This is a genomic window from Kordiimonas gwangyangensis DSM 19435 = JCM 12864, from assembly GCF_000375545.1.
GTDB lineage: Bacteria > Pseudomonadota > Alphaproteobacteria > Sphingomonadales > Kordiimonadaceae > Kordiimonas > Kordiimonas gwangyangensis.
Map to the genome: position 1 here is coordinate 731,680 of NZ_AQXF01000001.1, position 20,912 is coordinate 752,591.

Here is a 20,912-nt window from a genome sequence, read left to right on the forward strand (position 1 = left end):
TACATTCGGGCGGGACCGCGTTTGCATGGATGTACCGCTACAGATAGACCCATGTCTGCACACGACAAGCATGCATTTCTGTATGACCCCCTTGCAGTGAAACATAGCCTGCAAAGTCCTCGCATATAGTCCTTTTTTCTGCCACAAGGGTCTTTATAATGGCCGCACCGCCTGTCAAATTCTGGCAGGTACCAACACGATGCCTTTGTGCATGGGTTTACGGGCGGCCCGAATATGTGCAAGATCAACGGGTTAGAAAGTTTCAGGAGTATATATGGCCATCCATCTCTATGAGGGCGACCTGCCGGACGGGCTTGACCTTGGCTCTGTTGTGGCAATCGATAGCGAGACGATGGGCCTGAACCCGCACCGCGACCGGCTGTGCGTGGTGCAGCTTTCAAGCGGCGACGGCAATGCGCACCTGGTGCGCTTCAGGAAGGGCGAATATAACGCGCCGAACCTGTGCCGCCTGCTTACCGACAAGAATGTGCTCAAGCTTTTCCACTTCGCGCGCTTTGACGTGGCTGTGATGAAGCAGTACCTGGGCGTCGACACCAGCCCGGTCTATTGCACCAAAATCGCTTCCAAGCTTGCACGCACCTATACGGATCGGCACGGCCTCAAGGACCTTGTGCGCGAACTGGCGGGTGTTGATCTCGACAAGCAACAGCAGTCCAGCGACTGGGGCGCTGATGAGATTACCTCCGCGCAGCAGGAATATGCCGCCTCGGACGTGCTATACCTTCATGCGTGCAAGGCGAAGCTCGACATGATGCTGGCTCGCGAAGGCCGGACCGAACTGGCCGCCGCCGCTTTTGCCTTCCTGCCAACACGGGCAGATCTCGACCTCAAGGGTTTTGAACCCATGGATATTTTTTCGCACTAAGGACCCCTGAACCGCATGGCACAGCCCGCACAGGACCATCTCAGCAGTCGCGACGCGGCACGTGAACGTGCCCGCGATGCACTGTCGCCGCTGCCAATTGTGCCGCAAGGTGACAGCTGGGACCGCTTCATCGTGGTGATGCGGGTGCTATTGCCAGTTCTTGCGGTAATCGTGGGCGCAACGACCATTCTTTGGCCGTTCATTAATGAAAAAGAAGTCAGCTTCACCCTGTCGCGTGAGGAAGTTGCAAAAAGTGACGGCGTCATTCATATGACCAACCCGCGTTATGTGGGCACTGATTCCGGCAACCGGCTTTTCAGCGTTGAAGCGACGACAGGCAGGCAGGAGGACGCAAGTTCTCCCCGCATTCGCCTGAGCGACATCCGTGCCCAAATGGAACTGCAGCCTGGCAACCCGGCATTTGTGCATGCCCGCACCGGCATTTACCGCATGAAAGACAGCACACTTTCTCTTATCGGCGGTGTGTCGCTAAGGTCCGCCGCCGGCTACCAGCTTGAGATGGACGGCGCGGAGATTGACCTCAAAGCCCACAAAGCGGTTGGCAGCGGCAATATCCGCGGCGCATCAGAGGTTGGCCAGTTGCAGGCCAACACCATGGAAATTCTGGTTGATACACAGGAAGGCGTGTTTGAGGGCGGGGTCAAGATGTCCCTTGTGCCACGCAGACCTGAGGCAAACGGCCCCAAGGCGCCGCGCCTGACCAGCCACCCCAATAACCACCGCAGCCAGTTTGCGGGCTCGTGAGGCAAGTTATGACTTTTCGTGCAAAAACCCTTCCGCTTTTCATTGCCACCGGTCTCGCGCTATCGGGCGCCGTGTCCGCGCAGTCGGTCCTCAAGAACCATGACACTTACCAGCCGATCGACATCACCGCCGAACGGCTGGAGATGAAGCAAAAGGAAGGCCGCGCCATCTTCAAAGGGGCTGTTTCGGTCAAACAGGGTGATATGACCCTGAATGCCGACGCGCTGACCGTCTTTTACCAGACCGAAAACGGCGTCGAAAACCCGTCTATCTCCCGCCTTGACGCGGAAGGCGCCGTCAAACTGGCGTCCGATAGCGAAACACTGACCGGCGACTGGGGTGTCTATGATGTTGACCGCAGGCTCATTACCCTCGGTGGCAACGTGACTTTCAAGCAGGGTGACAACACGCTCAAAGGTGACCGGCTGGAGTTTGATCTGGTGTCCGGCCTCGCGAAACTCGACGGCAAGGCAAGCGAAGACGGACGTGTTCGCGGCCAGTTCAGCGTGCCCGGTCAAAAAGAGAAAAAAGACGACCAAGAGTGAACGGTGGCGCACTTAAGCGCTTCTTTACACTGGCAAAAGCCCCGGTAATTTAGTGTCCGGGCATTGCTTTTCTCTAGCATCGCGCCCATCTTCATGATTTATTGATAAAGCTCATGCATAAAATGAGCCAAACAGCTTCGCGGGTGATCAGGCCGGGGAAAACCTGACACGGAAGGCCCGCAATAAGGGATGGTTTATGAGTGTGAATGGCAGCGCAAGCAGTCAAACGTCGAACGCGAACAGCAACACTGAGCGCGAGAGCGAAGGCCTGCATGTACGCGGTATCGGCAAAGCCTATAGCGGGCGGCCGGTCCTTAGGGATGTGTCCCTTTCCGTCCACCGCGGCGAAGTGGTTGGCCTTCTGGGGCCAAACGGCGCCGGCAAAACCACCTGCTTCTATTCGATCACAGGCCTGATCGCGCCCGACCATGGCCGTGTCGAGCTTGACGGCCATGACGTAACACATCTGCCCATGTATCGCCGCGCACGGCTTGGTATCGGCTACCTGCCGCAGGAAACAAGCATTTTCCGCGGCATGACTGTTGAGGAAAACATCCGTGCCATCCTTGAGGTGGTGGAGAAGGACCGCGCACTGCGCGATTCCATGATCGACGAGCTTCTTGACGAATTTTCGATCACCCATTTGCGCAACACACCCGCGCTTGCACTTTCGGGTGGTGAGCGGCGGCGCTGCGAGATCGCTCGCGCGCTGGCGGCACGGCCAAGCTTCGTGCTGCTGGATGAGCCATTTGCGGGCATCGACCCCATTGCCATCGCGGACATCCGCGACCTGACGGCCCACCTGAAAGACCGCGGCATTGGCGTGCTGATTACCGACCACAACGTGCGCGAAACACTCGATATCATCGACCGCGCCTACATTATCTATGACGGGCATGTGCTGTTTGAGGGGAACGCAGAAGCTGTGCTCAAGGACCCGGATGTACGCCGGGTGTACCTGGGTGAGAGTTTCAGCCTTTAGGAGGGGGTATCGTGGCTTTAACGCCAAGGCTTGATCTAAGACAGAGCCAACAGCTGGTGATGACACCCCAGCTGCAGCAGGCGATCAAGCTTTTGCAGCTTTCGAACCTTGAGCTCGCCGACTACGTGGCCCAGGAAGTCGAGCGCAACCCGCTTCTGGAAGTTGGCGACCCATCCGACGGTCCCATCGCGCAAGAAAGCGGCGAACAGGGCGGCACCGCGACAGACGATTACCTGCGCGAAGGTGGCGACGCGGGCGGTGACGGTAGCGACGGCATCATCGCGGCTGACCGCGGCCTTGAAAGCCAGATGGACACTTCGTCCGGCAATGACGGCGCGCTCGACGCCGACTATGAAACCAATATCTATAATAGCGATGCCGTTTCCGACCGTGTGGGCGACGGCGGCGAAGGGCTGTCATCTGGCAGCTTGTCATACGATGGTGGCGGCTCGGTCAAAGGCTCAGGCGGCGGTTTCGATGAACGCGGTCTTGACCAGACCCTCGAAGGCGAAGAAAGCCTGCAGGACTATCTGATGCGTCAGATGGTGGTGGCGCTTCATAGCCCCATTGAGCGCATGATCGCGACCCACCTGATCGACCTTGTTGACGAAGCTGGCTACATTCGTGCTGAAGCCGTTGACGAGACTGCTGAGCAACTGGGCGCGACAGCCGAAGAGGTAGACCGTATTCTCACGGTGCTCCAGTCGCTCGAGCCATCGGGCGTGTTCGCGCGCACCCTTGGTGAATGCCTCGCGATCCAGCTGCGTGAGCTGGACCGCTTTGATCCGGCCATGGAAGCGCTGATCAATAACCTCGACCTGCTCGCGAAACGCGACATGGCAGCCATCAAGCGCCTGTGCGGTGTGGATCAGGACGATATCGCCGATATGGTCAAGGAAATCCGCGCGCTGAACCCCAAACCGGGCCTCGCGTTCGGCACCGCGTCGGTTCAGCCGGTGGTGCCGGATATTTTTGTCCACAAAAGCCGCGCTGGCACATGGGTGGTTGAGTTGAATACCGATACGCTACCCAAAGTTCTGGTGAACCAGCAATACCTGTCGGAGCTTACGGAAGTCGCGAGCGGCAAGGAAGCGAAGACCTTTGTGTCTGACTGTGTGTCGTCGGCCAACTGGTTGGTGAAGGCGCTCGATCAGCGGGCACGGACGATCCTCAAGGTCTCGACTGCACTTGTAAAAACGCAGGCGCATTTCTTCGAGCACGGTGTGCGCTTTCTCAAGCCGCTCACGCTCAAGGACATCGCGGACGAGATCGGCATGCATGAAAGCACCGTGTCACGTGTGACCAACAACAAGTTCATGTCCTGCCCGCGCGGTATGTTTGAACTGAAGTATTTCTTCACATCCGCCATCAACGCGGGCGACGGTGGTGACGCGCATTCATCCGAGTCGGTCAAATTCCGCCTCAAGGAACTGATTGACGCCGAAAGCCCGAAAAAGATCCTTTCCGATGACAAGCTCGTGGACATGATGCAGGCCGAGGGGATCGACATCGCGCGGCGTACAGTCGCCAAATATCGGGAGGCGATGCGCATCCCGTCCTCGGTGCAACGCCGCCGCCTCAAGAACATGGGTTCGTGAGTCGTTTTCACACGATGCCCCAACGCCCTGCCCGAGCGCCCTTCAATTGCCGTTTAGTTTCAAAAATTTGACATAAATCATTCCCCATTAACCACACTTAAACCATCTTTTGTGGTAGGCTATTTTTGTTAGCCGCAATAGCTGACAGCGGCCCCGATGTCGGACGGGGAAAGGCATCGGACCAATGTGCCGCAAGGCGGGTTGCAATGACCCGTGTTACCGAAGAAGGCTGCCTCCCCGGCAGCCAGAGAAAGGATGATTGGCACCTATGGATATCAATGTAACCGGACGGAAAATGAATGTAGGCGCAGCACTCACCAGCCATGTTGAAGAACGCCTCGAAACAATCGCAGATAAATATTTCAGCCGCACCATTGATGCTACAACCACCTTCGTAAAGGAGGGTCACCTTACCCGAGTAGATATATCACTCCACGCCAATCAGGGAATCAGCCTCCAGGCAAGGGGCGAAGCCGATGATCCCTATGCTGCTTTCGAGGATGCAGCCGAGAAAGTAGAAAAACAGTTGCGTCGTTACAAACGACGGCTTAAGAACCACCACCATACTCCGCAGCGCGAAGTGGCCATGGAATTGGCCCGCGATACGATTATCGCGCCGGAGGAGGAAGACGATGACGGGAACGAACAGGCCGTAAATGGGCATGACGATCAGCCGATCATCATCGCGGAAAGCAAGAAGGAGATCCCGCGGGTATCCGTGGGTGATGCTGTGATGTTGATGGACCTGGCTGACGCCAACGCATTCGTCTTTAGAAACCGTAAGAGCGAAACGCTGGAGGTGGTCTATCGCCGCCAGGATGGCAATATCGGGTGGATAAGCCCCGGTGCCAGCAGTTAGCGCCTTTCGGAACTGATAGGACTTAAGCCAGAAAGGTTTCCGGGCCCGACTGTCCTGGGCCCGGACAAGAGAGAGATCATGGAGATCGAAGATTTGCTTGCGGCTGAGAATGTTCTCGCCGACTTCAGAGCATCGAGTAAAAAACAGACCATTCAGGCACTGTCGCGCAAGCTCGCCGACGGGCTCGGCCTCGACCCCCGTACTGTTTTCGAAAGTTTGCTGGAACGCGAACGCCTGGGTAGCACGGGTGTTGGCAAGGGTGTTGCTATTCCCCATGCGCGCATTGAAGGCCTTGACCGAATTGTCGGCCTGTTCGCGCGGCTGGCATCCCCTATCGACTTTGACAGCGTGGACGACCAGCCGGTCGACATCGTTTTCATGCTGCTTGCCCCCGTGGACGCTGGCGCGGACCACTTGAAGGCGCTCGCGCGTATTTCGCGCCTTCTGCGGGATGAAAACACGCTCAACAAGCTGCGTGTAACCGCAGACGCTGGCGCGCTTTACGCCATGCTGGCGCAACCCACGAGCAATGCAGCGTAGCTAGAATTCCACTTTGCGGAAATAAAGACCATCCGGCGGGGCGTTGAGCCCAAGCCGGGTACGGTCGCGCGCTTCAAGCGCGGCTTTAACATCAGCGGGCGTCCAGTTGCCTTCCCCCACCAGTTTGAGTGTTCCGGTAATTGACCGGATCTGGTGGTGTAGGAACGAGCGTGCGCCTGCATGGATGTGCACTTCCTCACCAAAGCGCTCCACCGTCAGGTAGTCCATGGTTTTGACCGGGCTTTTGGCCTGACAATGCGCATGGCGGAAGGTGGTGAAATCATGCTGCCCCACCAGATGCTGCGCCGCTTCATGCATGGCTTCATGATCAAGCGGTGTTTTCACCTGCCACATCAGGCCACGCTGGAAACTTGCCGGCGCGCGCCGGTTGAGGATTTTATAAGTATAATGCCGCTTGAGCGCTGAGAAGCGAGCGTGAAACTCCTCATCCACCAGTTCCACCGCCACCACAGCAACCGGGTTTGGCCGAAGGTGATAGTTTAGCGCGCCCTGAAGGGCATCTGCCGTCATCGGGCGCTCAAGATCGAGATGGGCAACCTGGCCGGTAGCATGCACGCCAGCGTCTGTGCGGCCCGAGCCCATAACCTTCACGTCCTCATTGGGCGCAAAGCCCTTGCAGGCATCCTCAAGCGCGGCCTGAACGGACGGTCCGTTCTCCTGCCGCTGCCAACCCACATAGGGCCTGCCATCATATTCAATGGTGAGCTTGAAGCGCTGCATCAGTCGTCCAGGCCAACTTTTGTACCTTTGGGCACCTTGAAGCCGCGCAGAAGGTCTCCGCGGTCCATCGGCCCCTTGCCCGCGCGCTGGGCACGCGTGATGCGGTAGGCGCCTTCGCCGCAAGCGATAAGGAGTTCGTCATCAAGTGCGGTACCTGCTGCGCCTTCCGCATCAACGATTTCACCTGCCAAAATCTTCACACGCTCGCCCGCCATCTCGGACCAGGCGCCGGGGAATGGAAACAGACCACGCACATGGCGATCAATCTCTACCGCTGGTCGGGTCCAATCGGTCCGTGCTTCCGCTTTGTCGATTTTTTTGGCGTAGGTGACGCCTTCTTCACCCTGCACCTCTGCGCTGAGTGTGCCATCCGCGAGGCCGGTGATTGCCGCGTCAATAAGGCTCGCGCCCATCTCGGAAAGGCGATCATGCAGGCTGAGCGTGGTGTCGTGCGCTGCGATATGAGTTTCCGCACGCATCAACACGGGGCCAGTATCAAGACCGGCTTCCATTTGCATGATGCACACGCCGGTCTTGGTGTCCCCAGCCATGACCGCGCGGTGAATGGGGGCAGCACCGCGCCAACGTGGCAGCAGGCTTGCATGCACATTCACGCAGCCGAACCTGGGCGTATCCAGCACCACTTGTGGCAGGATCTGGCCGTAAGCCACGACCACGGCAACGTCAGCCTTCAGGCCAGCGAATTCGGCCTGCGCCTCGGCGTCCCGCATGGATTTTGGCGTGAACACCGGCAGGCCATGGCTTTCCGCAAAAGCATGAACCGGTGATGGGCGCAGTTTCTTGCCTCGCCCGGCAGGCGCTGGCGGCTGGCTATAGACACCAACAAGCTCGTGCCCGGCATCAATCAGTGCTTTCAGGGTTGGCACCGCAAAGTCCGGGGTGCCCATGAATGCAACGCGCATGCTGCCGTGCTCCTGCCGCAGGCGGCTAAAGGACTTCAACGTCCTTTGTTGCCTTGCGAACCTTCTTGATGATCATATTGCGCTTCAACTTCGACAGATAGTCGATGAACACAACGCCGTTCAGGTGGTCAATCTCGTGCTGCACGCAGGTTGCCTTCAGGCCTTCCATCAGCTCTTCCTGCTGCTTGCCGTGATAGTCGAAATATTTGACCTTCACCTTGGCCGGGCGCTCTACTTCGGCATAATGCTCGGGCACCGAGAGGCAGCCTTCGTTATAGACGCTGAATTCTTCCGATTCCCACGTGATTTCAGGGTTCACGAGGAACACGGGCTTGCGGCCTGTATCTTCGTCGCCCTCGGTATCCATCACGATCACGCGTTTTGGAACCGCAACCTGAATGGCGGCAAGACCAATGCCCGGCGCGTCATACATGGTTTCGAGCATGTTATCCATCAGACGGCGCAGATCGTCATCCACCTGTCCAACCTTGTCGGACATGGTCTTCAGAAGAGGATCGGGCACATTGATGATCGGTAGTTTGGCCATAGCTATAGTTCCAAAAGGCTTTATCTGTTCCCGCATTACCTATGGACGCACATGCCTGCCGTCAAGCCGAAAGCTGCATCAAAGCGCGGAAACCGGCGCATCGCAGCTATAACTGCCATGCATATCTTCAATCTCGACAACCCATAGGTCGCTGTCAAACTGGCGCTTCTTGCGCACGCGGGCGTCTGCGTCCGCTTCCGCCTCGCCCGTTTCAGGGCCAAGGCGACGCCAGATGCGGTTGCCGTCAAAATCGCGCGACTGCTCATAGAGATGCACACCTTTGCCGAACTGGTTCACCTTGAGCAGGATGCCGCCGCGCGCTTCATCACCCTTAGCGACCACAAAGGCCGGGGAGCCCTGCGCATGGCAGGTGCGCACATGCGCGTCGATCCAGATTTTTGTCGGCAGCCGGTCGTCCATCATGCCCTCATATGAGGGCCGGGAACGTTTAAGGTCAAGCGGAAGCGGGAGAATGGCCTAAAGGGCGTCTTCTTCAAGGCCAAGCACATGAAGCCGGTCAGCGAACATTTTGCGGATATGATCTTCAGGAACCTTGAAGGAAATACCAAGCGAGGCATCGCGCGCCCAGGCAACTTCGCACGGGATATCCCCGCGGTCCGCGACGGAGAGGGTAATCTCGGAGCCTTCCTTGAGCGGAAGGTCAACGCGCACACGTGCGCCGCCGAGCGACAGGTTCCAGATCTGGCAGGAAACGGTGTGTTTTCCGACCGTCAGTTTGGCAGGCCACAAGACCGACCGCCGCCGGTGCCGCCGGTGGTCCGCATCTGTCTGGGTGTCATGTTTTTCCTGTGCCATAGGAGGCCCTCTCAAACGACTGAGCTGGCATTTTGCCTGATATCATTGGGTCAGTCTAGCAATGACATGTGAATCAATCGTCACCAACAAGATGCAATTTGAGGAAAATACCCGCCAAGCTACCTTTGTCGCGATGTGCGAAATCTGTGTCGCAAAATGCAGCAATGTGTGCGAAAACTGTGCGGGAAATGTGCGGCATCCGCGCAGGCTTACAGGCAATGGCCGGGGATAGAATGGAACGCAGCTCAAGTATCCTGATCGTTGAAGACAGCCCGACACTCGCGCTGACATACCGCGAATATCTGCGCCCGCTCGGCCTGCCAGTGGAGATTGCCGAAACGGGTGAAACGGCACTCAAAAAAATCGATGCGGCACTGCCGAGCGTGATCCTCCTCGACCTCATGCTACCGGATATGGACGGGCTTGAAATCCTCAAGCGACTGCATGACGAAAAACGTGATGTGCGGGTCATCGTTATCACCGCGCACGGCTCGGTCAAAGTGGCCGTTGACGCCATGCGCGAAGGCGCGACGGACTTTCTTCTCAAGCCTTTCTCGGCCGAACGTATCCTTACCACTGTCCGCAACGCGCTTGAAATCCACCGCCTGTCCGGCCTTGTGGAACAGTTCGCGGGTGGCCGCGCCAAAAAGTTCGAGCGCTTCATCGGCTCAAGCCCCGCGATGCAGGCGGTTTACCGCATGATTGAGGATTGTGCTGCCTCCAAGGCGTCCGTCTTCATCATGGGGCCTTCGGGTACGGGTAAGGAACTGTGCGCTGAGGCCGTCCATAACCAGAGCCCGCGCAAGGACAAACGTTTTGTCGCCCTCAACTGCGCCGCCATCCCGGCCAACCTGATCGAAAGCGAGATTTTTGGTCACAAGAAGGGGGCCTTCACCGGCGCGACCGCCGACCGTGACGGTGCAGCGGTAACAGCGGACGGCGGCACCCTGTTCCTCGACGAGATTTGCGAAATGCCGCTCGATTTGCAGGCCAAGCTGCTGCGCTTCATCCAGACAGGCCAGGTGGTGCCGGTGGGCAGCAACACACCCCGCAACGTAAATGTACGGTTTGTTTGCGCCACCAACCGCAACCCATGGGAAGAAGTGGAGGCCGGGCGTTTCCGCGAGGACCTTTATTACCGCCTGCATGTGGTGCCTATTCACCTGCCGCCGCTGGCCGAGCGCGGCGATGATGTGCTGCTGATCGCGCATCACCTGCTGGCACAATATGCCGCGGAAGAGGCCAAGACCTTCGACCAGATCGAGCCCGAAGCAGAAGCGCGACTGAAGGCCCACAGCTGGCCCGGCAACGTGCGTGAGCTTGGCAACGTCATTCATTCTGCCGTCGTGCTCAATGACGGCCCGGTGCTGACGACCAAAATGCTGGAACGGCTGATGGGGCCGACCCGCCGCCTACGCGCCGAAGCCGGTATCCCCGAGGCCGCACCCGCACGCCCGGCACCTGCCCCCGCCGCCTTTTCCGCCATGCCGATCAGCGCGGAAGAGATTGAACCACTGGCCGTGTCAGAACGGCGCATTATCGAGCATGCCATCAGCCTGATGGGCGGCAAGGTGCGCAAGGCCGCCAAAAAACTTGAGGTAAACCCCTCAACCCTCTACCGCAAATTGAAGGAATGGGAGGAGGCCTGAGCCTCACCCAAACCCAAGGTCACCCGAACAACTAAAATAAGGCGCTGACAGCCGCCATTTACGGAGACAGGGCATGAGCCTTGAACTGATCATCAACATCATCGGTATTGTTGGCAGCATCCTGCTGCTCACCGCCTATTATTGCAGCACAGATGCGCGCTTCCGTGACCGGACGCTTACAGTAACCGCGCTCAATTTCTTTGGCGCCGCGGGCATTGCCATCAATAGCGGCTACTATGGCGCCTACCCTTCGGTCGCGCTCAATATTTTCTGGTGTGTGATTGCGCTTTTCGCGGTGCGGAACGCGGTGATCGTCGCTCGCGGCCTTATCGCCCCACGCGAGAGTGAGCACTGACCCTTTAACAGAAAAAGGCCGGACGATTACCGTCCAGCCTCTTTGATCTGAGCTCTACAGTATTTATGCGTCTTCGCCTTCGCCCAGCAGTTCCTTGCGAACGCCTTCAAGCGCATGCGCGGTCGAGGCTGCAAGGCCTGCCATGTTCACAAGGTCGGACGCAGACGCAGTCATGCGCGCGATCTGGATCGAGTGGCTCATGCCCAAAAGCATCGGGCCGATCACCCGGCCACCCCCAAGTTCCGCCAGCAGCTTGTAGCCGATGTTGGCGCTATGGAGCGCAGGCATCACAAGCACGTTTGCGGGGCCCGAGAGGTTCATGAACGGATATTGTTCCATGAGGCTGCGGTTGAGTGCCACGTCAGCCTGCATCTCACCGTCAAACTCGAAGTCCACGTTGCGTTCGTTGAGGATGTTTACAGCCTGTTGGATGTGTTTTGTCTTGTCCGACGGCGGGTTGCCGAAGTTCGAGAACGACAGGAACGCCACCCGTGGCTCGTGGCCGAGGCGCTGGACAAAATAAGCTGCATTCTGCGCGATGTCGGCAAGGTCTTCGGCACCCGGGCGTTCGTTCACCGTGGTGTCTGCCATGAAGACCGTGCGTGATTTGGTCACCACGATCGACATACCAAACGGGCGCATGCCCGGCAGCGGGTCGATCACGCGGCGGATGTTCTTGAGCGCGCGCCAGTAGTGGCGGGTCACACCGGTCACAACCGCGTCCGCATCACCCGTCGCCACCATGCACGCCGAGAAGACGTTCCGGTCACGTTTGACAAGGCGCTGCACATCGCGCAGCAGGAAGCCACGGCGGTTCAGACGCTCGTAGATATAATCCACATAGTCGTTGGTGCGCGGGGTATTGGCGGCATTGACAATTTCAAACGCCTGGTCGTCCACACCCATTTCACGCAGCTTTTCGCGGATCGGCGCTTCATAGCCCACGAGCACCGGCACACCGTAGCCAGCGTTCTTGAAACCAATGGCTGCGCGCAGGACTTTCTCTTCCTCAGCTTCGGCGAATACCACACGCTTGGGCGTACGGCGCTTGAGGTCCTCGAACATGGCCGAGAGCGTGTCTGCCGTAGGGTCGAGGCGACCGGCGAGCTCTTTCTCATAAGCTTCCATGTCGGCGATCGGTTTACGCGCAACGCCGGTGTCCATCGCGGCCTGTGCCACCTTCACCGGAATGCGGCGGATAAGGCGCGGGTCGAACGGTGCCGGGATGATATATTCCGGGCCGTAATGTGGCTGCTGGCCACCATAAGCTGCAGCCACTTCGTCCGGCACATCTTCACGTGCCAGCTCTGCGATGGCTTGGGCGGCTGCAATCTTCATTTCTTCGTTGATGGTGCGCGCACGAACGTCAAGCGCACCGCGGAAGATATAGGGGAAACCAAGAACGTTGTTCACCTGGTTCGGATAGTCCGACCGGCCGGTGGCGATGATCGCGTCCGGGCGTGCTTCGCGCGCATCCTCAGGCGTGATCTCAGGGTCCGGGTTCGCCATGGCGAAGATGATCGGTTTTTCGCCCATCGACTTGACCATGTCCTTGGTGATGGCACCAGCGGCCGCGAGGCCGATGACCACATCAGCACCCACCATGGCTTCTTCAAGCGTGCGTGCGTCGGTCTTGATCGCGTGGGCCGATTTCCACTGGTTCATGCCCTCGGTACGGCCAGCGTAGATCACGCCAGTGCGGTCTACCATGGTCACATTCTCATGCGGCAGCCCCATGGCCTTAATGAGCTCAATACACGCGATACATGCGGCACCCGCGCCGATGGCCACCACTTTGGTGTTCTCAAGCTTGCGGCCCGTCAGATCAAGCGCGTTGATGAAACCCGCCGCCGTGATGATCGCCGTGCCGTGCTGGTCATCATGGAAAACCGGGATATCCATGGCTTCGCGCAGGCGCTGCTCAATGATGAAACACTCAGGCGCCGCGATATCCTCAAGGTTGATGCCGCCAAAGGACGGCCCAAGGAGACGCACGCAGTTCACGAACTCATCAATGTCCTCGCTTTCGACCTCAAGGTCGATCGAGTCCACATCGGCGAAGCGCTTGAAAAGTACCGCCTTGCCTTCCATCACCGGCTTCGAAGCCTGCGCGCCAAGGTTACCAAGGCCAAGGATTGCCGTACCGTTCGAGATAACCGCAACAAGGTTGCCCTTGGCGGTATAGTCGTAGGCCGTATCCGGGTCTTTCGCGATTTCCTTGACCGGCACTGCCACACCGGGGCTATAGGCAAGCGACAGGTCGCGCTGCGTAGCCATGGGCTTGGTGGCGGTGATTTCAATCTTGCCGGGGCGTCCCGATGAGTGAAACCGGAGAGCTTCCGCATCCGTGAATTTGGAAGATTTGCTGGCCATGGGGAATCCTCTGATCTTTGGTCTTCTTTGGGTGGCGACAGATTAAAGAATGCTTTAGAAGCGGGGTATGTTATGCGGCATACTATGGCATAAAGCGGCTGACAATTGAAATCGGGCAGTTAACCGGGAGTTTGTTTACAAAATGGAAGGTAGCGCGCAGTTGGGGGCTAACGCGACAGCAGAGGGTGCACAGGCGCCAGGCATGGCCGGCAAGCCTGACAACAAGTGGGCACGCGCCGCGCGTGAACCCGGCATTACCCCGATGATGCAACAGTTCCTTGAGATCAAGGCAGACTATCCCGATTGCATGCTTTTCTACCGCATGGGCGACTTCTATGAGCTGTTCTTCGAGGACGCGGAACGCGCCTCGGAAGCGCTCGACATCACGCTCACCAAACGCGGCAAACATCAGGGTGAAGACATCCCCATGGCCGGCGTGCCGGTGCATGCAAGCGAGATGTATCTCTCCCGCCTTATCCGCAAGGGTTTCAAGGTCGCGGTGTGCGAGCAGACCGAGGACCCAGCGGAAGCCAAAAAGCGCGGCTCCAAATCCGTGGTGCGCCGTGAGGTGATCCGGCTTGTGACGCCCGGCACGATTACGGAAGAAAACCTGCTGGACGCCCGCGCTGCGAACTATCTTGTCGCACTTGGCCGCGCGCAGGCCGACCTGTCGCTTGCGGTGGTTGAGATCTCGACCGGTGAGTTTTTCATCCTGCCCACCAAGGCCGGGCGGCTGGATGCGGACCTCGCGCGCCTCAACCCCGGTGAGCTGCTGCTGCCGAATGATATCCAGTCAGACGAAAAGCTCGCGGCCGCGCTTTTTGACTGGCGCAGCATCACAAGTCCGATGGAGCCGCACCGCTTCGACAGCACTTTCGGCACCCGCCGCCTGAAGGAGCTATTCGATGTCGCGACGCTTGATGGTTTCGCGAACCTGAGCCGGGCCGACCTCGCCGCCGCCGGTGCGCTGGTGGACTACTTGGAGGATACCCAGAAGGGCAAGATGCCGCGGCTTTACCCGCCGCGCCGCCTGTCGGCTGACGGCACCATGATGATCGATGCCGCCACGCGCCGGAGCCTGGAGCTGACCCGCACGCAAACGGGGGAAACAGCAGGCAGCCTGCTTTCCGTGATCGACAACACAGTGACGGGCGCTGGTGCGCGCCTTTTGGCAAAACGCCTTGCGGCACCCCTCACCGATCCCGTGCGGGTAAACGAGCGGCTTGACGCTGTGGCCTACATGATCGAACGCCCGCACCTGCGCGCGGACATCCGTGCCGCACTCAAGGCTGCGCCGGATATGGAACGTGCGCTGGCTCGCCTGTCACTCGGCCGGGGTGGCCCGCGCGACTTACTTGCCATGCGCCTCGGGCTTGAGGCCGCACGCGCGGTCAAATCCTATCTTCTCGCGCCCAAGGACGCGCTTGAAGACATGCCGGACCTTGTGGCCGACGCCGCAACCGACCTTGGCGAGCACACGGACCTCATCAACGAACTGGGCCGCGCGCTGGTGGAAGAACCGCCACTTCTGGCGCGTGACGGAGGTTTCATCCAGAAGGGTTACAACACCGCGCTGGATGAGTTTCGCATGCTGCGCGACGAAAGCCGCCGCCTGATCGCGGGGCTTGAGAAAGACTATCAGGACCTGACCGCCATCAGCGCGCTCAAGATCCGGCACAATAATGTCATTGGCTACCACGTGGACGTGACGGCAAAGCACGCGGACAAAATGATGTCCGCGCCGATGAACGAAACCTTCATCCACCGCCAGACCCTGGCGAACTCCGTACGGTTCTCGACAAGCGAGCTTTCGAAGCTCGCGGGCAAGATTTCAGAAGCGGGTGACCGTTCGCTGTCGCTTGAGCAGGAACTGTTCGCGGGCCTTGTGGCGGATGTGCTCTCGCATGCCGAGCCTATCTCCACCGCCGCCGAGGCGCTGGCGAACCTTGATGTGGCGACAAGCCTTGCCACTCTTGCAGAGAATGAAAATTACACCCGGCCTGAGGTAGACGACAGCCTCGCCTTCAACATTCAGGGTGGGCGGCACCCGGTGGTGGAAAAGGCGCTCAAGAAATCGAGCGACAAACCCTTTGTCGCCAACGACTGCGACCTCGGCCCCGATGACCGCCTGTGGCTGATCACCGGCCCCAACATGGCGGGTAAAAGTACGTTCCTCAGGCAAAACGCGCTCATCGCCGTCATGGCGCAGATGGGCTCCTATGTGCCGGCGGATTATGCGCAGGTAGGTGTGGTGGACCGGCTGTTCAGCCGGGTCGGCGCATCGGATGACCTTGCGCATGGCCGCTCGACCTTCATGGTTGAGATGGTGGAAACCGCCGCCATCCTCAATCAGGCCGGGCCACGGTCCTTGGTGATCCTTGACGAGATTGGTCGCGGCACCGCGACCTATGACGGGCTTTCGATCGCTTGGGCAGCTGTTGAGAACCTCCATAACATCAACCAGTCGCGCGCACTTTTTGCCACGCACTATCACGAGCTCACGGCACTCAAGGAAACGCTTGAGGCTGTCAGCCTGCGCTCGATGAAGGTGCGTGAATGGAAGGGTGATGTGGTGTTCCTGCACGAGGTAGCGCAGGGTGCGGCGGACCGTTCCTACGGTATTCAGGTCGCCAAGCTTGCCGGCCTGCCCACGCGGGTAATTGACCGCGCACGGCAAGTGCTTGACCACCTTGAGAATAGCGACAAGGGCGATAAGGTCACAGGCCTCATCAACGACTTGCCGCTTTTCCAAAGCGCACCAGTTTCACGGGTTAAAGAGCCAGAGGGCCCAAGCGCCTTGGAAGAAAAACTGCGTGATATCAACCCGGACCAATTAACGCCACGGGAAGCGCTTGAAATCCTTTATAGTCTCAAAGACGAACTTGAGGGCTGACATCAGGCCCCGCCAGAAAGCCGCTTTATGAGCCAGATCAAAAATCGTCGCGCGCTTATCAACCGCAAGGAGCTGACCATAGCCCTTGCGGAAATGGTGGAGAACAAACCGCAGGGCGATTGGCAACTGGCGGCCACCGGCATCCTCAAGACCGCGCACCAAGCGGGCTGGCAGGAGGTGAAACGCCGCTTCATCGACGAGGCAGAGAATGGGCGCACGGCCGCCAAGTCGCTTTGCTACGTGATGGACCAGCTGCTGCGCACACTTTATGACTTCATCACCACCCATGTTTATCCGCTTTCGAACCCCACTTCGTCCGAAAAGCTATGCCTTGTGGCGACGGGCGGATATGGCCGCGGCGAACTGGCACCCTATTCTGACATCGACCTCCTGTTCCTTATTCCCTACAAATCGACACCGTGGGCGGAGAATGTAGTGGAATATATGCTCTATGTGCTGTGGGACCTTGGCCTCAAGGTCGGTCACGCGACCCGCACGCCGGAGGAATGTACCCGCCTCGCCAAGGAAGACCTGACGATCCGCACCGCGCTTCTTGAAGCCCGCTACCTTTGGGGGGAGGAGGAGCTGTTCCATACCGCTGCCAAGCGCTTCATCCGCCGCGTGGTGGCGCCAAGCGGGGCGGAGTTTGTCGACCTCAAGCTGCAGGAGCGCGACAACCGGCATAAAAAGATGGGCGACAGCCGTTATGTGGTGGAGCCCAATATCAAGGACGGCAAGGGTGGCCTTCGCGACCTGCAGACTATGTGGTGGATTGCGCATTACCTATATGGCGGCCTCACCCGCGACACCATGGTGGCGGAGGATATGCTGACCGCCACGGAAAACCGCCAGTTCCGTAAGGCCGAGTCGTTCCTGTGGACTGTGCGGGTGGCGCTACACTATATGGCGAACCGGGCGGAGGAACGCCTGACGTTTGACTATCAGCGCATGCTTGCGGACCAGCTTCGCTACAAGGACCACCCCGGCGCAAGCGGGGTTGAGCGCTTCATGAAGCACTATTTCCTTGTCGCCAAACAGGTGGGTGACCTGACGCGCATCTTCTGCGCCGTGCTTGAGGCGCGGCAGCAAAAAAGCACCTTCCTCGCCCGCTTCCGCCGCACCAAGAAGCTGCAGGAATTTGTTATTGAGGCCGGACGACTTTCTTTCGGCTCACCCGACGACCTGAAAGAAGACCCGACCCTGATGATCCGCATCTTTGCGGTCGCTGACGACAAGGGCTTCGATATCCACCCGGACGCGCTTCGCCTGATCAAACTGAACCTGCACCGCATCACCGACAAGATCAGAAACGATGAGCGTGCGAACGAGGACTTCCTGCGCGTGCTGACGAGCGAGAAGGAAGGTGAAATCAACCTGCGCCGTATGAACGAGGCCGGTGTGTTCGGGCGTTTCATCCCCGACTTCGGCCGCGTCGTCGCGCAGATGCAATATGACATGTACCACCACTATACGGTGGACGAGCACACGATCCGTGCCATTGGTCTGCTGGCCAAGATCGAAGCTGGCGAACTGGCGGACGAACACCCGCTATCGACCGACGTGATCCAGAAGGTCATCTCACGCCGTGTGCTTTATGTGGCGGTACTTCTGCATGACATCGCCAAAGGGCGCGGCGGCGACCATTCGGTCATCGGGGCTGAAGTGTGCGAATATCTATGTCCGCGTTTCGGCCTCAAACCCGCTGAGACAGAGACCGTCGCGTGGCTCGTGCGCTGGCACTTGCTGATGAGCAACACCGCGTTCAAACGCGACCTCTCTGACCACAAGACCATCCATGATTTCTGCGAGCTGGTGAAAAGCCCGGAGCGCCTGCGCCTTCTGCTGGTGCTGACCGTGGTGGACATCCGCGCCGTGGGCCCCGGCATCTGGAACGGCTGGAAAGGCCAGCTGCTGCGCGAGCTTTATTACGCGGCGGAAGAAGTGCTGGTGGCGGGCCACGTGAATGTGGGCCGCGGCGAGCGTGTGAAAGCCAAGCAGGAAAGCCTGCGCGAAGTGCTGAAGGACTGGGACGACAAGACCTTCGCCCGTCACGCCAACCGCATGTCGGACGCTTACTGGATTGCCGAAGGCCCGAATACGATTGAACAGAACGCCCGCCTCATCAAGGAAACCGACGACCGTGGCGGCGCATTTGGCGTGACCGCCCGCGTTGAAGCCTTCCAGGACATGACCAAGGTGGCTGTGTATACCGCCGACCACCCTGGCCTGTTTGCCCGCGTTGTGGGCGCGCTGGGTGTTGCGGGTGCGACCATTATGGATGCCAAGATCCACACCTCCAAAGACGGCATGGCGATGGACAATTTTGCGGTGCAGGACATGGATGGCCGCGCGTTCGACAGCCAACATGCACTCGCGAAACTGGAGAGTACCATCCTTGAGACCTTGCGCGGCAATGTGCGGCCCAAGGAGCAACTGAAGGAAAAACGCATCTTTGGCAAAAAAGACGCCGCCTTTGAAGTTGAGCCAGTGGTGCTGATCGACAACAAGGCATCGAACTGGTCCACCGTTATTGAGGTGAACGCCAAGGACCGGCCCGGCCTGCTTTACGACCTCGCCTATGCGCTCTACCGGCTGAAGCTTTCCATCTACTCCGCACATGTGGCGACCTACGGCGAACGCGCGATTGACGTATTTTATGTGCGCGACCTTGTTGGCCAGAAAATCAGCAACAAGATCAGGCTGAGGAATATTGAGGAAAAGCTGCTGAAAGCCGCCAAGGGCGAGCCCATCTTCACCCATAAGAACAAACATACGGAGACGGTGGTTTGAGCCTCGCGAAGCGGATTTCCACCGTTGGCGGCTTCACTCTGCTGAGCCGCCTGTTTGGTTTTGTGCGCGATATGCTGGTGGCCCGCTACCTTGGCGCAGGCATGGCGGCTGACGCCTTTTTCATCGCGTTCAAGCTGCCGAATTTTTTCCGTCGCCTGTTTGGTGAAGGTGCCTTCACTGTTGGTTTTGTGCCGCTCTATTCCCGTTTTCTTGGCAAGGACATCACGCCTGAGAGCAAAGCTGCGGCGGACGCGTTTGCGGGTCAGGTGATCTCCTGGCTATTACCCGTCCTCTTGCTGTTCCTAGCCGGCATGGAAGTGGCCATGGTGCCGGTGATGTTTGGTCTCTCCGGCGGATTTGATGGTGACAGCGAGAAATTCAACTTCGCGGTCGAGCTTGGGCGGTACACTTTCCCCTACCTCGCGCTTATCTCGCTGATGACCTTTTTCACCGGCATGCTGAACGCATGGGACCGTTTCTCGGCCGCGGCGTTCGCGCCGGTGATCCTCAATATCTTCATGATCAGCGCGCTTCTGTTCATGGGCGAGACCGAGGTGGAGAAAGCCCGCTGGCTTGCCATCGCTGTCTCAACCTCCGGCGCCGGGCAGCTTCTGTGGGTCTATGTCGCCGCGAGGCGCGCAGGCATTCGCGTGGGCCTGCCACGACCGCGCCTGAGCCCCGAGATCAAGGAGCTGTTCCGCGTGATCGGGCCCGCGGCCCTTGGCGCGGGCATTCTGCAGGTAAACCTACTTCTGGATACCTTGCTGGCAGCACGCTTTTTGCCGGAGGGCTCCGTGTCCTGGCTTTTTTATGCTGACCGGCTGAACCAGCTACCGCTTGGTGTGATCGGCATTGCCGTTGGTACCGTGCTGCTGCCCGGCATCTCCCGCCTGATCGCGGGTGGGGACGACGCCGGCGCCGCGCGCCAGCAGAATCGTGCCATTGAGTTCACGCTTCTCATCACCCTGCCCGCTGCGGTCGCGCTCGCACTGATTTCCTCGCCGATCATTGCCACACTTTTTGAACGTGAGGCCTTTCTGGCGAGCGACACCGCAGCCACCGCAGCCGCCCTCAGCATCTATGCACTCGGCCTACCCGCGTACGTGGTCGCCAAAGCGCTGACGCCGGGTTATTTCGCGCGGCAGGACACCAAAACGCCGGTGCGTTTTGCCATGGTCTCACTTGCGGTCAATACCGCCCTCAATTTCGCGCTGATCTGGGATTTTGCCCATGTGGGGCTGGCCGCCGCCACCGCTGTTGCGGCCTGGGTGAATGTGGCGCTGCTGTATTTTGGCCTGCGCCGTAGCTTCGCCTTCAGTCTGACAGGCAAAACATGGATTGCAATTTTCAAATCGGCCGCGGCCTGCGCGGTGATGGCGGCTGCACTGCTCGTGTACCTGCATTTCTATTCGCCTGCCTTCTCAAGCGCGGGCATGAACCGCATCCTTCATCTGGTTGGGTTGATTGCTGCGGGCGGTGTGGCCTATCTCGCCACCGCCTTCGCCATTGGCGGCATCCGCATTGCGGAACTGCGGCAAATTATGAAGCGCTAGGCGCGTTGCCCGCTTGACCAGCTTTCGCCCGCACGCCATAACGCTGCTTCTGGAAGCGGCCCGGTCCAAAGGTGTCCGCCACGTCATTATGGAGAAT

The 20,912-nt window shown here is 59.0% G+C and carries 18 protein-coding genes; 12 read left to right on the forward strand and 6 right to left on the reverse strand.

Features of this window, described 5'->3' with window-relative positions:
* Positions 1-274: 274 nt before the first annotated feature.
* From B150_RS0103455 to ptsN, 7 genes are all read left to right on the forward strand, one after another.
* The gene (locus B150_RS0103455) at positions 275-886 is read left to right on the forward strand and encodes a ribonuclease D (RefSeq protein ID WP_020398490.1); all 612 of its coding nucleotides are present in this window, start codon (positions 275-277) and stop codon (positions 884-886) included.
* 15 nt (positions 887-901) lie between these two features.
* On the forward strand, positions 902-1,651 hold the full coding sequence (locus B150_RS0103460; protein ID WP_020398491.1) for a hypothetical protein: 750 nt from the start codon (positions 902-904) through the stop codon (positions 1,649-1,651).
* Positions 1,652-1,659: 8 nt separating this feature from the next.
* Positions 1,660-2,196, forward strand: a complete 537-nt coding sequence (gene lptA, locus B150_RS19575; protein WP_020398492.1) for a lipopolysaccharide transport periplasmic protein LptA — start codon at positions 1,660-1,662, stop codon at positions 2,194-2,196.
* 196 nt (positions 2,197-2,392) lie between these two features.
* Positions 2,393-3,178 carry an LPS export ABC transporter ATP-binding protein gene (gene lptB, locus B150_RS0103470; protein ID WP_020398493.1) on the forward strand — a complete coding sequence of 262 codons (786 nt, stop codon included), beginning with the start codon at positions 2,393-2,395 and terminating at the stop codon, positions 3,176-3,178.
* Between the two features lie 11 nt (positions 3,179-3,189).
* Positions 3,190-4,776, forward strand: coding sequence for an RNA polymerase factor sigma-54 (gene rpoN / locus B150_RS0103475; RefSeq protein WP_025897632.1), 1,587 nt, complete (start codon positions 3,190-3,192; stop codon positions 4,774-4,776).
* Between the two features lie 268 nt (positions 4,777-5,044).
* Positions 5,045-5,635, forward strand: coding sequence for a ribosome hibernation-promoting factor, HPF/YfiA family (gene hpf, locus B150_RS0103480; protein ID WP_020398495.1), 591 nt, complete (start codon positions 5,045-5,047; stop codon positions 5,633-5,635).
* Between the two features lie 78 nt (positions 5,636-5,713).
* Positions 5,714-6,175 carry a PTS IIA-like nitrogen regulatory protein PtsN gene (gene ptsN / locus B150_RS0103485; protein WP_020398496.1) on the forward strand — a complete coding sequence of 154 codons (462 nt, stop codon included), beginning with the start codon at positions 5,714-5,716 and terminating at the stop codon, positions 6,173-6,175.
* Here the strand turns inward: ptsN and truA are convergent, their stop codons facing one another.
* The 5 genes from truA to B150_RS0103510 form a co-directional block, all read right to left on the reverse strand.
* The gene (gene truA, locus B150_RS0103490) at positions 6,176-6,916 is read right to left on the reverse strand and encodes a tRNA pseudouridine(38-40) synthase TruA (protein WP_020398497.1); all 741 of its coding nucleotides are present in this window, start codon (positions 6,914-6,916) and stop codon (positions 6,176-6,178) included.
* Positions 6,916-7,839, reverse strand: a complete 924-nt coding sequence (gene fmt, locus B150_RS0103495; protein WP_020398498.1) for a methionyl-tRNA formyltransferase — start codon at positions 7,837-7,839, stop codon at positions 6,916-6,918. The genes truA and fmt overlap by 1 nt, the downstream gene beginning before the upstream one ends.
* Positions 7,840-7,864: 25 nt before the next feature.
* Positions 7,865-8,386, reverse strand: a complete 522-nt coding sequence (gene def / locus B150_RS0103500) for a peptide deformylase (protein ID WP_020398499.1) — start codon at positions 8,384-8,386, stop codon at positions 7,865-7,867.
* 78 nt (positions 8,387-8,464) lie between these two features.
* Positions 8,465-8,809: a DUF1491 family protein gene (locus B150_RS0103505; protein WP_081611290.1), complete on the reverse strand. Its 345-nt coding sequence runs from the start codon at positions 8,807-8,809 to the stop codon at positions 8,465-8,467.
* 54 nt (positions 8,810-8,863) lie between these two features.
* On the reverse strand, positions 8,864-9,202 hold the full coding sequence (locus B150_RS0103510; protein ID WP_020398501.1) for a PilZ domain-containing protein: 339 nt from the start codon (positions 9,200-9,202) through the stop codon (positions 8,864-8,866).
* Between the two features lie 233 nt (positions 9,203-9,435).
* On the opposite strand from B150_RS0103510, the gene B150_RS0103515 reads away from it, so the two are divergent.
* Entirely contained in the window at positions 9,436-10,851 is a 1,416-nt protein-coding gene (locus B150_RS0103515; RefSeq protein ID WP_020398502.1) for a sigma-54-dependent transcriptional regulator, read from the forward strand.
* Positions 10,852-10,924: 73 nt separating this feature from the next.
* Complete coding sequence (locus B150_RS0103520) at positions 10,925-11,206, forward strand: CBU_0592 family membrane protein (RefSeq protein WP_020398503.1); 282 nt, start codon at positions 10,925-10,927, stop codon at positions 11,204-11,206.
* Between the two features lie 63 nt (positions 11,207-11,269).
* On the opposite strand, the gene B150_RS23515 is transcribed toward B150_RS0103520, so the two are convergent.
* Positions 11,270-13,579, reverse strand: coding sequence for an NADP-dependent malic enzyme (locus tag B150_RS23515; RefSeq protein ID WP_020398504.1), 2,310 nt, complete (start codon positions 13,577-13,579; stop codon positions 11,270-11,272).
* 202 nt (positions 13,580-13,781) lie between these two features.
* Here B150_RS23515 and mutS point away from each other — a divergent pair, with 202 nt between their 5' ends.
* The 3 genes from mutS to murJ are packed head-to-tail and all read left to right on the forward strand — an operon-like array spanning position 13,782 to position 20,815.
* The gene (gene mutS / locus B150_RS0103530; protein WP_020398505.1) at positions 13,782-16,472 is read left to right on the forward strand and encodes a DNA mismatch repair protein MutS; all 2,691 of its coding nucleotides are present in this window, start codon (positions 13,782-13,784) and stop codon (positions 16,470-16,472) included.
* A gap of 27 nt (positions 16,473-16,499) precedes the next feature.
* Positions 16,500-19,262 carry a [protein-PII] uridylyltransferase gene (locus B150_RS19580; protein WP_020398506.1) on the forward strand — a complete coding sequence of 921 codons (2,763 nt, stop codon included), beginning with the start codon at positions 16,500-16,502 and terminating at the stop codon, positions 19,260-19,262.
* Positions 19,259-20,815 carry a murein biosynthesis integral membrane protein MurJ gene (gene murJ, locus B150_RS0103540; protein WP_020398507.1) on the forward strand — a complete coding sequence of 519 codons (1,557 nt, stop codon included), beginning with the start codon at positions 19,259-19,261 and terminating at the stop codon, positions 20,813-20,815. The genes B150_RS19580 and murJ overlap by 4 nt, the downstream gene beginning before the upstream one ends.
* The last annotated feature ends 97 nt before the right edge of the window (positions 20,816-20,912 follow it).